We start from the raw sequence: 13856 nt of genomic DNA, 5'->3' as shown, positions 1-13856 counted from the left end.
CGCGGGCCGCCGGCGGGGACGCCGTCTCCGGAAATCCGCCGCGGCCGAGGCGTCAAACTCGCGGCGCGCCCGTAAAGCCCGGCCGAACACGCCATTGAGAATGCGGCGGATTCGCCTGCCAGGCTATCGAACCGAAGTCTGCGTCGGGTGATGCGATGGTTTAGAAGAACGCGCCGATCGATAGGCGAGGCTGGGGACGCCGGCTATGATCGCGAGCCATCGGGCATCAGGTGCACCATTCAAATTGCTCTCGCTGCGCTAGCGGGCGCGCAAAGGCCAGCGCAGGTTCATCTGTAGCTCGTGGCGGGAGGCGTAACGCCCGAGCAACGTAATCAACCGCCTCTCTTCTGCCTCGCCAATGCCGGCTCGCCTGCAGTATTCCGAAACGTCCAACGCCGGTCGGGCATTGGGCTGAGGAGAAGGTCTGACTTCGTGTGATGACATCGCAAGTACCCCGTCTGCGTCGCCGTGTGCAGAACATCGGCGCTACGATGTTGGGTTCGGATCGCGCGCGAAACTGTATGGAGGACGGGCAAACGGCGCAGCCCCGGCGGCACGTCCGGGGAGCACCGGAGCAGATTTGCTTCAAGTCGTGGCCGCTGGATTGTCGCCGACCGGCTATGACGGGTCGTGGCGGTGTGACCGACAGATCGTTCGTTACGTGACGTCGGACGCGGATCGCCAAGTCACCCGTTGCGCATTCGCGGCTGGTGTCTTGTTCAGCCAAACAGCAAGGCAGCAGGAGCTGCTGCCCCTGCTGCCTCGTTCCGTCTCCATGTAGCGTCGCTGCTAAAAATCGATCGTGCGAGCGGCGAGCACGTTCTCGTAAGCGGTCGTGCGTTCCGCGGCCGGAGGGTAGATCCACACCTCGTTGATTTCCTTCTTGACCGCCTTGGCGTTCGCACCGGTGATCTCGACCTTGGAGTCCCAGCCGCGCGTAAAGATCGCATGGTCAGGGCCAAGGTCGAGGCAGGTGACGTAGACGGGCTGATCGTAGGGAAGGGTCTGCTCACCAAGGAGATCGGCGGCGGCATTGTGTCCGGCAAAAGACCCCAGGCGGCGTGCGTGCTGGCACGACATCGCAGCATAGTTGCCCGCGGTGTCGGTTCGCGCCTTGGCCGTATCGCCCGTCGCAAAGACACGGGCGTGTCCCGGCACGCGCAGATCCGGTTCGACGATGACCCGGCCCAGATTGTCGCGTTCGGCGGACAGCTGCGTGGTCAGCGGTGACGCGCGCATGCCGGCGGACCAGATCACGGTGGAGGTCTCGATCCGCTCGCCGTTTGCGAGCGTCACGCCGTTTGCGTCGAGGGCAGCAATGCCGACATTCATCCGGGTCTCCACGCCAAGTGCCAGCAGACGCTCCTCGATGAAGGGCCGGGGCTCGCTGCCCATGGCCGGCGCGACATGTTCCGACCGGTCGACGATGATGACGCGAATGTCCGCATCCGCGCCGAGTATTTCGCGCAAGCGGCCCGGTATTTCGGTGGCGAATTCGAGCCCGGTGAAACCGGCGCCACCGACCACCACTGTATTGCGGGCCGGCGTCGACGGCCTCTCGGCCAGGGCATGCAGGTGGCGATCGAGCGCCACCGCTTCGGCCAGTTGCGTGGCGGCGAAGCCGAACTCGGCAAGACCCGGGATCGGTGGAGTGAAGCCATCGCTCCCGGCCGCGAGAACCAGCCGGTCAAAGGGCAGGGTGGTCGAGGTACCGTCCGCCGCCGCCACCGTGATCGTCGATGCTGCATTGTCGATCGTCTCGACACTGCCCTCGTGGTGCTTGATGTCGGTCGCGGCGAACAACTCGGTAAGCGGCGCGACCATCTGTTCGGGATTGCGCTCATAAAGTCGCGGGCGAATGACCAGTTCCGGCGTCGGCGACACCACAGTGATCGCCAGTTCACCCGGCGGGACGCCCTTTTCATGGCGCAGCCGGGAAGCGCCAAGCGCCGCCATCGTTCCTGCGAAGCCGGAGCCAATGATCACGATGTTCCTAGACAAGACACTTCTCCTCGTCCCTGTTGAAGACAGCTGTAAAAAAAGCAGAGCCGGCTGTTGCCGCCGGCATGCGTGTTCCACGCGGATGCGTATTCGTGCGGCGCACCGTGGAGCCTGATTGGCCATGACGCCTTGAAGGCTTTCCCTTCGCGTCGCATCAATCAGCGGGCACTCCCTCTTGGCGCTTCATTTACAGTGAAAGCGGTCCGGAGGCATCTATGCCAAGGTTCAGGATAGGCTGTCCGCAGAGTAGCTCCCGGTGGCGGCTCGCAGGGCGTTGCCGTGAACGGCGCGATCATCACCGCACCTTGAGCAACTGCTCGCTGATCGTGGCGTCGTCCCAGGATTCTGGTCGAACCTAACCTATCCCAAAAACAGATCTGACCTGGACGTTTGACGTATCGGACCGGCGCTTCCGTTCGGTGGCGGTGCCGGTCGGGACGGCGCAATCTTCTCCACGGACGTCGTTTGCCGATTGGCGCACGTACCGCTTCACCCCGTACCGCTTCACAAGGCACCCGCCAGGACGGCGATCACAGGAGAGAAAAATGTATCAAGAGCAAAGCAGTGGCAACGCCCCTCGCCAAGGGGGCAGGCGCCCGGAAGAACTGGTTCCGTCGCGCTATGCCGTGCAGGTCGGTGATATTGAGGTGCTGGTGATCAGCGACGGCGTGCTGCCGCTGCCAACCAAGATGTTGGGGCACAATGCCGACCCGGCCGTGCGGGCGGAATGGCTGACCGACATGTTCCTGCCGCAGGACGCCTTCGACTGGGCGCTGAACGTTGTCGTGGTGCGCAGCGGCGACCAGACGATACTCATCGACGCGGGACTTGGGCTGGACCCCGACCTGAACTTGCCGCGGGCCGGACAGCTGATCAAGCGACTGGCCGCGGCCGGCATTGATCTCGGGTCGGTAACCGACGTGGTGCTCACCCACATGCACATGGACCACATCGGCGGGCTCCTTGTCGACGGCGTGAAGGATCAACTGAGGTCGGATCTGCGGATCCACGTCGCGGCCGCCGAAGTCGAATTCTGGCAGGCGCCCGACTTCTCGCACGTTTCCATGCCACCGGGATTTCCGGATGCGCTTCGCTCTGCCGCCAAGCGGTTTGCGACCGAGTATGGCAACCACCTGCGGCTGTTCGAAGACGAGTACGAGGTGGCGCCGGGGGTCAAGCTCCACCGCACCGGCGGGCACACGCCCGGACACTGCGTGGTTCGCGTGGCATCAGGCGGAGACCGGCTGATGTTCGCCGGCGACGCGGTGTTCGCTGTCGGATTCGAGCATCCTGATTGGCACAACGGTTTCGAGCATGACCCGGAGGAAGCAGCGCGTGTCCGGGTCCTCCTCTTGAAGGAGCTGGCAGAGACCGGAGCGTCGCTCGTTGCCACCCATCTGCCGTTCCCCTCCGTTGGTCACGTCGCGGTCGACGGGGACCATTTTCGTTGGGTGCCGGTCTTCTGGGACTACTGATGGTGCAGCCTGATGCCCGGACAGCACAGGAAACGGTGCCCCTCGAAGCAGCGGACGCGATCGACGCTTGCTGTTGATCTCGCCGAAGCGAAGCGACGTGCGCTCGTTGCTTGCCGGGCATGGGGGCGGGTATCTTTGACACCGGTGGTCCCGGCGGCCACCGGTGTCATTCGCGCGGCGGAATTTGCGACTTGCGGTCTGCGGACGCGAAGCGTCTGCGAAGCATCGCCTTCCGGCTGTCTCTGCCGCCTTGGCAAGGGCATGTTCGGTCGATCTCCGTCGACCGAGTGCAAGTGATTATCGCCGATCCCGAAGGCATGCCGCTTTCCAATAGGGAGCGGCATGCCCGGACTCGACAGTCCTTCGACCGGCGATCCGATTGGGTCAGAACTGCTTTCCGGCCCGCACCTTTCCGCCGATGGCTTTTTCGCCGTCGCCTTCGATGTCGAAGAGGAGGTCGGCCGAAAGCATCCAGAAGTCGGCCGTTTCAAGCGAGAGGCCGGCCGTGATCGATGCGAAGAGCCCCGAGCCGTCCTGGCCCGAATAACCCGCGGTCACGCCCACCTTGGGTGTGAGTGCCGATCCGTTTTCCAGGGTGAAGGAACGGGCGATTTCGGCGCCGAGGCTGACGCGGAACTGCTCGACGTCGAACCCGTCGATCGTCACCTCGTCGCCTGCGTCGTTGCGCACCGAATAGTCATCGACCTTTTCGTTGAAATAGACCGCACGGAGCTTCGGGGTCAGGACCGTCGCGTCGTCGATCTGCCACTCTCCCTTGATTGCGCTATCGATCATCCAGCGTGTCGTGTCGAAATCGCCGTCCCAGAACGCGGTGTCGATATCGTTCGCCGAACCGCCGTAAAGCAGGCTCGTATCCCAGTAGACGCCTTTGCCGATTTCGAACGAGGCATAGGGACCGGCGAGCCAGCCATTGCCCGTCAGTTCCGCATCCGCGTCGCTCGGATCGGTCATCCGGTCGTAGTGGAGCGACAGGCCGACGAGCGCGCGCTCAGACAGCAGATAATCGGCGCCGAGATTGAGCATCGCGAAGTTGCCCCACTTGCCGTCGTTCTGGTCCCGCTTGTGCGCAAGGAACGTGCCGTCGATCCAGATGTTGAAGGGCGGCAACGCAGCGCCCGAGATTCCATCCGCATTGTCCCGCGCGGCATCGAGCTGTGCGAGGCTGGTCGAAATCGTCGCCGTCATGCCGTCCTCGGACGGCGTCATGCGCGCGGTGACCGCATCTGTCGCGTGTTGCATCTGCCGGCGCTCGAGGAGCCCTGGAACATAGATGCCGTTGGCGATCAGGCCCTGTCGTGTTTCAACAAAACCGCTGACAAGTGCGTTGATGTCCTCGGCCACGTCGGCCGCGACATAGGCGAGATTGTAGGTCACGGTGCCGACGTTCGACGATCCAAGCGAACTCGTCAGGCGGAAGCCGACCTTGGCTGCGCCGGAAAACGCCGGATTGGGCGTGAACTGCAGGTACCAGCCGACCGGACCTGCGACCGGACCTGCCTGGGCAAGCCGTCCCTGGATGATCGTTGCGGTTCCGGCGTTCGGAGGCTCGACGAAGGCCACTTCGGCGGCCGTAAACGGCCCGCCGGTCGCACCGCGGTTCAGATAGACGTCGGGCGGGCTCGTGCCGGCCGGCACGTTCACCACCTGGTCGGTGACGGTCGTTCCGCGCGACTTGACCGTCATGCTGTAGGTCGCAGAACCGGTCGCGCCGTTGTTGTCCTCGACCACCACGGCGAAGGTGTAGTTGCCTTGGCTTGCGGCATCGAGCGGACCGGTCAGCTCGCCGGTCGAGACGTTGAGCACCATGCCGCCGGGCAGGGTGCCGGATCCGATGCGATAGAGGAGCGGTGCCGTGCCGCCGGTCGCCGCGATCTGCTGGCGATAGTCTTCGCCAGCCATCGCATCGCCGAGGTTGCCGGGCGCGGGCGTGAAGGTGAAGGCGGCCATCGCCCGGATGGCGAGCGAATAGGTCGCCGAGCCCGTAGCGCCATAGGCGTCGGTTGCCGTGACGGTGAAGCCGAAGCTGCCCGTTGCCGTGGGCGTGCCGCTAACACGGCCGGTTGCGCCGTCGAGCGCAAGTCCAGCCGGAAGTGCACCCGTCGTCACGGTATAGGCATAGGGCGCGGTGCCGCCGGATGCGGAGAGCGCTTGCGAATAGCTCGCGCCCTTCGTTCCATCCGCAAGTCCTCCTGCCGCAGGCGAGAAGCTGAGGGTCGGCGCCGTCACCGTCACGGTGACGGTTGCTGGCGACGAGGTCCCGGCCGCATTCGTGGCGGTGTAGGTGAAGCTGTCCGTTCCGGAGTAACCGGCCGTTGGCGTGTAGGTGATGGTTGTGCCCGAAGCGGTCGCTATGCCGTTGGCGGCAGAACTTGCAACGGCAACGCTGTCGGCTGCGCCCCCGGTGATCGCTAGCGTGATCCCGTTGGCCGTGGAGTTGGCCGCGACCGTGGCGGTGACAGCGTTAGCAATTGGCAGGACCTGGTCGACGACAAGGGCGTAGCTTTGCGCGCCCGAGAAGGGACCGGTGCCGGTCGCCGCATCGGTGGCGCTGATCGTGATGTTGGAGGTTCCGACCTCCGTCGGCACGCCGGAGAGAACGCCGGCAGGGCTGAGGCTGAGACCGGCCGGAAGCGTGCCGGACGTGACGGAATAGCTATAGGGTCCAATACCGCCGGATGCCGTGATGGCTTGGCTGTAGGCTGCACCGATGGCAGCGTTCGGCAGGGTCGACGGTGCGACCGCGATCGTCGGAGCCGCGATCGTCAAGGTATAGGCTTGCGCGCCGGTATAGGGCCCGACTCCGGTCGAGCTGTCCGTCGCGCTGGCGGTGAAGTTGAACGTCCCTCCAGCCGTCGGGGTGCCTGTCAGCACGCCCGCGGTGCTCAAGGTCAGTCCAGCCGGAAGCGTGCCTGATGTGACGGAATAGCTGTAGGGGCCAATACCGCCGGACGCAGTCACGGTTTCGCTATAGGCGACGCCGATGGCGGCGTTCGGCAGGGACGACGGTGCGACCGCAATCGTCGGAGCCGTGACCGTCAAGGTATAGGCTTGCGCGCCGGTGTAGGGCCCGGCTCCGGTCGAGCTGTCCGTCGCGGTGATGGTAATGTTGAACGTCCCCCCAGCCGTCGGGGTGCCAGTCAGCACGCCCGCAGTGCTCAAGGTGAGGCCGGCCGGAAGCGCGCCGGCTGTGACGGAATAGCTGTAGGGGCCGATGCCACCGGATGCCGTCACAGTTTGGTTGTAGGCCACGCCGGTGGCGGTGTCCGGCAGGGTGGACGGTGCGACCGCGATTGTCGGAGCCGCGACTGTGAAAGTGTAGGCCTGCGCGCCTGTGAAGGGTCCGGTTCCGGCCGAGCTGTCCGTTGCGCTGACCGTGAAGGTGAATGTGCCTCCGGCCGTCGGAGTGCCCGACAGCACGCCCGCAGTGTTCAAGGTCAGACCAGTCGGAAGCGTTCCGGATGTGATGGCGTAGCTGTAGGGGCCAATGCCGCCGGACGCCGTGACGATCTCGCTATAGGCGATGCCGGTGGTGGCATCTGGCAGGGTGGACGGTGCAACCGCGATCGTCGGAGCTCCGATCGTCAGACTATAGGTTTGCGAGCGCAGATAAGGTCCCGCTCCGGTCGAGCTGTCCGTTGCCTCGATTGCAAACGTGAACGATCCCCCCTCCGTCGGAGTGCCTGACAGCACGCCAGTGCTGTTCAAGGTCAGACCAGCCGGAAGCGCCCCCGTGACGACCGCATAGCTATAGGGGCCGGTTCCGCCGGTAGCGCTGAAGGACTGGCTGTACGCAGCCCCCGTCGTCCCGCCGGGCAAGGCGCCTGCCGCGGGCGACAGGGTGATCGTTGCGGCGTCGACGGTCAAGGCGTAGGCGCGCGCGCCCGAGTAGGGTCCCGTCGCCGTTGCGCTGTCGGTCGCGGTGACGGTGAAGTTGTAGGTGCCGCCGCCGGTCGGCGTGCCCGAAACCGTGCCATCGGTCGCCAGCGTCAGACCGGGCGGCAACGAGCCGGCGGTGACTGCGAAGGTGACCGGGGCGAGACCGCCCGTGTTGCTGAGCGTCGCGCCGTAAGGCACGCCGATTGCAGCGTTCGACAGCGTCGTGGGATTGATGACGATGGTCGGCACGGCAATGTTGATGTTCGCCGAGGCCGTGCTGGTAAAGCTGCCATTCCCGCCCGAACTGTCGGTGGCGGTGATCACGACCGTGGCGTTGCCCGCCGCAGTCGGCGTGCCGGAGATGACGCCCGCACTGTCCATCGACAGGCCGTCCGGCAGTCCGCTTGCCGAGAAATTGTTATAGGGAGGGTTACCGCCGCTGATGCTGACGGCGAACCCGCCGCTGTTGTAGACATCGCCCACCGTGCCGGTGGCGGCCGGCAGCGTGACCGAGAAGACGGGATCGTTCACCGACACGAAGACCTGGCCGACATTGGAGGTGCCGCCCGCGTTGGTCGCGACGTAGTTGAAGGTGTCCGTGCCGCGGAAGCCGACCGGCGGCGTGTAGCTCATGAGCCCGGCGCTATCGACGCTGACCGTTGCGCCATAGGACGAAGCGCCGACCTGATAGCCGGTCGGGCTTTCGGTGGCATGCGTGGCAGCACTGAAGGTCGTAGCCGATGCCGAGCCGGTGTTGTAGGCCAAACCGGAGATGGAGAAGGATGAGGCCACAGGCGCCGGCGGCAGGGCGACTGTCAGCGTTGCCGTCGCAATGGCGGTGTGGGAACCGTTCCCGCCAGAACTGTCGGTGATGTTGACCGACACCGTGAAGACGCCGTTGACCGCCGGCGTGCCGCTGATGACACCGCCGCCGCTGTCGACCAGGCCCGCGGGCAGGCCACTGATGCTGTTGACCGTGTAGGGTGCGTTGCCGCCGGAGACCGTCACCGTGGCGTTGCCGGGGTTGTAGGCCCTTTCGACGGTGGCCGTGGCCGATGGCAGCGTGACCGAGAAAACGGGATCGTCTACCGTCACGAAGACCTGACTGACATTGGAGGTGCCGCCCGCGTTAGTCGCGACGTAGTTGAAGGTGTCGGTGCCGCGGAAACCGACCGGCGGCGTGTAGCTCATGAGCCCGGCGCTATCGACGCTGACCGTTGCGCCATAGGATGAAGCGCCGACCTGATAGCCGGTCGGGCTTTCGGTGGCATGCGGGGCGGCGCTGAAGGTCGTGACCGAGGCCGAACCCGCGTTATAGGTCAAGCCGGAGATGGCGAAGGACGAGGCCACCGGCGCCGGCGGCAGCGAAACCGTCAGCGTCGCCGTCGTATTGGCGTTGTAGGGACCAGCTCCCAATGAACTGTCGGTGACGTTGACGGTCACCGTGAAGACGCCGTTGACCGCTGGCGTGCCGCTGATGACACCGCCGCCGCTGTCGGTGAGGCCCGCGGGCAGGCCGCTGATGCTGTTGACCGTATAGGGTGCGTTGGCGCCCGAGAACGTTACCGCGGCGCCGCCGGTGTTGTAGGCCCTTTCGACGATGGCCGTTGCCGAAGGCAGCGACATCGCAATCGTCGGATTGCCGACCGTCACGGTGACGGTTGCGGGGCTCGACGTGCCGCCGAGGTTGGTCGCCGTGAAGGTGAAGCTGTCATTGGCATTGCGGTAGCCGACAGGCGGGGTGTAGGTGGCTTGTCCGCTGCTGTCGACGCTGACCGACCCGCCTTGCGCCGTGGTCGCGGAGCCGACCGCGTAGCTCGTCGGACTGTTGCTCGCGTTTGTGGACAGGTCGATCGACACGCTGGAACTATTGTAGGCAACGATTGTGCCGTAGGTGAAGCTGCTCGCTACCGGCGGCGCGACGTAGAGATACTGATCGGACGCGCTGGTGGCGCTGGTGCCGCCGATTGTCGTAACGGTGATGTCGACGGTGCCCGCAGCACCCGCCGGTGCGGTCGCGGTGATCTGCGTGTTGCTGTTGACGGTGAATCCGGTTGCCGGCGAACCGCCGAACGACACCGCCGTTGCGGTGGCAAAGCCGGTGCCCGTAATGACCACCGTCGCTCCGCCTGCCGTCGGACCCGAGGTCGGCGATATCGCAGTCACCGTCGGCGCCGCGACATAGGTGTACTGGTCGGATGCGTTGGTGGCGCTCGTGCCGCCGGGCGTGGTCACGGTGATGTCATAGGTGCCCGCTGAATTGGCCGGCGCGGTCGCGGTGATCTGCGTGTTGCTGTTGATCGTATAGGTCGCGTTCGTCGCCCCGAACTTCACAGCACCCGTCCCGTTGGCCGCCGAGAAGCCGGTGCCGATGATGACCACCGTTGTCCCGCCCGCCGTCGGACCTGCGTTCGGCGACACCGCGGTCACGGTCGGCGCCGCCACATAGGTGAACTGGTCGGCCATGCTGGTGGCGCTTGTGCCGCCCGGCGTGGTGACGGTAACGTCATAGGTGCCGGCCGAATTGGCCGGCGATGTCGCCGTGATCTGCGTGTTGCTGTTGATCGTATAGGTCGCGTTCGCCGCGCCGAATTTCACCGCGCCCGTCCCGTTGGCTGCCGCGAAGCCGGAGCCTGATATGACCACCGTCATCCCGCCGCCCGTCGGGCCTGCGATTGGCGACACTGCGGTCACGGCCGGCGCCGCCACATAGGTGAACTGGTCGGATGCGCTGATTGCGCTTGTCCCGCCGACAGTGGTGACGCGGATGTCGACCGTGCCCGCCGAGCCTGACGGTGCGGTGGCTGTGATCTGGGTGCCGCTGTTGACGGTATAGCCGATCGCCGGCGAGCCGCCGAATGTCACCGCCGTTGCGCCGCTGAGGCCGGTGCCGGTGATGGTCACCGTCGTGCCGCCGCCCGTCGTGCCCGTGTTCGGCGACACCGAGGTCACGGTCGGTGCTGCGACATAGGTGTACTGGTCTGCCGCGCTGGTGGCGCTCGTGCCGCCGGGCGTGGTGACGGTGATGTCATAGGTGCCGGCCGCATTGGCCGGAGCCGTCGCGGTGATCTGCGTGTTGTTGTTGATCGTATAGGTAGCGTTCGCCCCGCCGAATTTCACCGCACCCGTCGGACTGGCCGCCAAGAACCCGGTGCCGGTGATGACGACCGACGTCCCGCCCGCTGTCGGGCCTGCCGTCGGCGACACTGCGGTCACGGTCGGTGCCGCGACGTAGGTGTATCGATCAGACGCGCTGATGGCGCTTGTCCCGTTGGCAGTGGTGACGGTGATGTCCACCGTGCCCGCCGAGCCTGACGGTGCAGTCGCGTTGATCTGGCTGCTGCTGACGATGGTGTATCCGGTCGCCGGCGTGGCGCCGAATGCGACCGCCGTTGCGCCGGTAAAGCCGGTGCCGGTGATGGTCACCGACGTTCCGCCGCCCGTCGGGCCCGAACTCGGCGTAACCGCCGTAACGGTCGGCATGCCGGTATAGGTGATGTTCAGCGATGCGGGCGTATTGGCTATCGGATTCGGGTCGTTGTTGGTGCCAGTGTACATGTAGCCGTTATAGGTGTCCGTGCTCTGGGAGGGCGCGGTCACAAGAGTTATTGTCAGGCTCGAGGAGGCGTTAGTGAACAAAAACCGATACCGCCCGCCGTTTACGCCGTTTTCCTCTTCTGCGAGGGGATCCCCGTTGTCGGCTGCGCCGAGGCCCCAATTGAAGCCCCCGCCTGGCTTGTTGAGTGGCGTCGGCGTGTTGTAGAAACTGCTGTAGGCACCTAACGACGTCGTCTCGCAGGCGTTGGTATTGAACGTTACGCTGTCGCCAACCGCGTTAAAGGCAACGTTGAAATTGCAGTTGCCGGCGGCCTGCGCCGCCAGAGCGCTCGCCAGCCAGAGCGTTATCGCTATAGCACCGGCACGAACGAACCCGAAAACGCCCGGCAGCACGGCGCCCGTTATCGCCTCGCATGCTGCAGACCATGCTTTCAAGCATGTTTCTCGGCCGAGCCGCGGCTGAGAGCCAAGGCCATTCCACGTTCCAACACCCCATGCCCGCACTTTTGTAGTCCCCCAACCACATCGTCGAAATCAGCTTAGAGAATGCATGTATAGAAAGCTGAAATTTCCAGTTTAAATTGCGTCGTGCGGCAATGCGTGCCGAACGAAATTCAAAGCTCATTTCTTGATGGCCACGACAAGACACGCCGACAACGCGCTTCATATTCGCTTTGTTGAGGGGAAATCGGGCATCAACCTGTAACTGCAGACTGGACCCATAAGTTGTTTCGGGTCTGGACGCCATGGGCACGCGTCGCATTTTGGCCCTATTTTTACAACTTATCGTTTCCGGCGCGGTTCTTTTTTGGGGCAATCCGTTATCCGCTGAACAGGTCGCAGCGCTGAACACGGGTATATGCGTCCGACTCAGTCGTGCGACCGGGTCGCCGCCATGCGGTCGTTCGCCACGTCGAGGGCAACGACGGCGCCGAATTCGGCAGGTGTCGCAATCACCAGGCTGGTGCTGCCATCGGCCTTGATCGCCGCCGGCATGATCGCGGTCCTGTTTGCCAGGCGGGCGAGCGTTTTTGCAACGTCGGCATCCGCACGAATCCGGCCAAATCGCGATCCTCCGCTTCCGCAATCCGAAAGCGCGAGATAGTCCGTTGCGTCGCCTCTCTCGGACTTGCAGATGCGGGCGCGGAAGGCCTCGCGCGGTGGCGTCGGCCCCGATACCGCAAGACCGTCAAGATCGACGGTCAGCGACGTGACTGTGAACGGCCTTTCCGTGGCAGCAGCGTCACCCTGGAACGCCCCCTGTACAAACACGATCTTTCGCTGATCGACCACAAAATAGGGGCGGGTGACCCACTGGTCGGTGAGCTCTGCGATGCACTTGTCGATGCGGCGGACGGGGCGGCCTTCTGCTTCGAGCGGGAACAGCGCGACAGCGTGACCCTCACCGCAGGCCGAACTCTTGCTGAGCGAGACCAACGCGGCGACCTCGCCCGCAGACGAAAGCGCGACCGGCTCCTCGCGCTCTGCAAGGTTGACGTCCCAATCGACGTAGTTCGGTTTTTCGTTCACGGCATTGCGCGCAGGCGCCCATCGCAACGTGGCGCCGTCGCTATACGGGAAAGTCGTCGAGAACCCGCGGCGCAGCCATGCCAGTCCGGCAACGCCCTCGCGTGTCAGGACGAGGGGATGCGCGGCGAAATTGCGGTATTGGTCGCATCCCTTATGGCCATTCGTGCAGTTGGCGTCGAGCGTCCGGAACGGCTCGAAGGACGCAATTCCCAACGACGTATCGAGCGAAAGTCGGCCAACGCATGTCGACTTGTTTGCGGCGTTCGGGCCGCTGCATGTATGGGACGTGAGGCCGAGAAGTACCAGTTCTCCGGCCCTGGCGGACGACTGCTCCGATTGCGCTGGATGAAACTCGGGCACAAGGCCATCGCCGCGTAGACCGAAGCGATTGTCGTAGTGGAGGCTGGCGACAACCGCCTTCTGTGTTGCGATTGCGGTGTCCGTCTCGGGGATGCTCAGGCTGCATGAAGGGTTGCCGAATTCAGGCGATGCGCCGAGCGCCCGCCAATCGCCGAGTGTTGCTCTGGCCGGCGCGATGCCATCAAGGATTCCGCCGGTGTTGTCTTCCCGGTCGCGTCGCCACCACAGCAACCAGTCCGGCCCGCCGCCCCCAGCACGATTGACGACCGGGACGGAGGTAATGGAACCGAAGCGGCCGGAAAACGCGAACTCGGCGCAGGCGGTGCCGCCTGTCTTGCGAAACGCGACGACCCGAAGTAGAGCGCCGCCTTGTCGCACCTGAAACCGGTAGAGCGCCTTTGGCTCGAAGTCAGACGCTGCGTCCATCAGCGGCGCGTCAGCGACCCGCACGATCATGAACTCTTCCGCCGTCGTGGGGTTCGGATCGTACTCGAAATAGGTGGAGGCGCGATCCAGGGCATCGGCGCGTCGGAAGCTTCCGGCTCCGCCGACCCGGACGCCGAGCGTCACCTTGCGCGCTTCCGTTTCGCATTCTGGTATGCCTTTCGCTACATTGATCTGCGAACACAGACGAAAAGCCTGCTCCTGGAGCGCGAAATCGCATTCAGCCTGGGACAGTCCGTAGGTGGCGTTGCCGTGGCGATAGCAGTAGTCGTGATTGACGCATGCCTGTCGCATTTGAAGAGAGATGTTTGCTTCCCCCGACCCACGTGGAAAGGCAACCGGTCCGACCCCGGGGGGCAGGCTGCAGTCCAGGCCCGCCGCCATCCCGCCGACCACCTGAACGTCCTCGCCGGTATAGCCGACCGGAAAATAGGTCGGCGGAAGCTCAAAATCCTCCGGCCCCACCGCATTGGCAAGGATCCCGTCTGAAATCGGACCTGTCGCAAACCTCAGGAGCAGATAGAGGGCCGCCGCAAGTGTTACGGCAACGATCGCGATGACAGCCAGCAACTTGCGCATGGACGTCTGTCC

5 protein-coding genes are annotated in these 13856 nt (G+C 64.7%); 1 reads left to right on the top strand and 4 read right to left on the bottom strand.

Going from position 1 to position 13856, the window contains the following annotated elements; translation table 11 throughout:
- Window positions 1-258 precede the first annotated feature (258 nt).
- Both VGO12_RS05175 and VGO12_RS05170 read right to left on the bottom strand, forming a co-directional pair.
- Window positions 259-444, bottom strand: a complete 186-nt coding sequence (locus VGO12_RS05175) for a hypothetical protein (protein WP_327511654.1) — start codon at window positions 442-444, stop codon at window positions 259-261.
- Window positions 445-789: 345 nt separating this feature from the next.
- Entirely contained in the window at window positions 790-2001 is a 1212-nt protein-coding gene (locus tag VGO12_RS05170; RefSeq protein WP_327511653.1) for an NAD(P)/FAD-dependent oxidoreductase, read from the bottom strand.
- A gap of 545 nt (window positions 2002-2546) precedes the next feature.
- Here VGO12_RS05170 and VGO12_RS05165 point away from each other — a divergent pair.
- On the top strand, window positions 2547-3476 hold the full coding sequence (locus VGO12_RS05165) for an MBL fold metallo-hydrolase (protein WP_327511652.1): 930 nt from the start codon (window positions 2547-2549) through the stop codon (window positions 3474-3476).
- Window positions 3477-3860: 384 nt separating this feature from the next.
- Here VGO12_RS05165 and VGO12_RS05160 read toward each other — a convergent pair whose 3' ends face one another.
- Window positions 3861-11366: a putative Ig domain-containing protein gene (locus VGO12_RS05160; protein ID WP_327511650.1), complete on the bottom strand. Its 7506-nt coding sequence runs from the start codon at window positions 11364-11366 to the stop codon at window positions 3861-3863.
- 435 nt (window positions 11367-11801) lie between these two features.
- Window positions 11802-13844, bottom strand: a complete 2043-nt coding sequence (locus VGO12_RS05155) for a hypothetical protein (protein ID WP_327511649.1) — start codon at window positions 13842-13844, stop codon at window positions 11802-11804.
- Window positions 13845-13856 lie beyond the last annotated feature (12 nt).

The sequence above is a fragment of the Ensifer sp. genome, from assembly GCF_035999135.1.
GTDB lineage: Bacteria > Pseudomonadota > Alphaproteobacteria > Rhizobiales > Rhizobiaceae > Ensifer.
The sequence above is the reverse complement of the archived record's forward strand: the minus strand, read 5'-3'. Positions and strand labels throughout refer to the sequence as shown.

What these genes read in the sequence shown, in the direction of transcription:
- VGO12_RS05175 (WP_327511654.1), bottom strand. Translation starts at nt 444, where the DNA reads ATGTCATCACACGAAGTCAGACCTTCTCCTCAGCCCAATGCCCGACCG.
- VGO12_RS05165 (WP_327511652.1), top strand. Translation starts at nt 2,547, where the DNA reads ATGTATCAAGAGCAAAGCAGTGGCAACGCCCCTCGCCAAGGGGGCAGG.
- VGO12_RS05155 (WP_327511649.1), bottom strand. Translation starts at nt 13,844, where the DNA reads ATGCGCAAGTTGCTGGCTGTCATCGCGATCGTTGCCGTAACACTTGCG.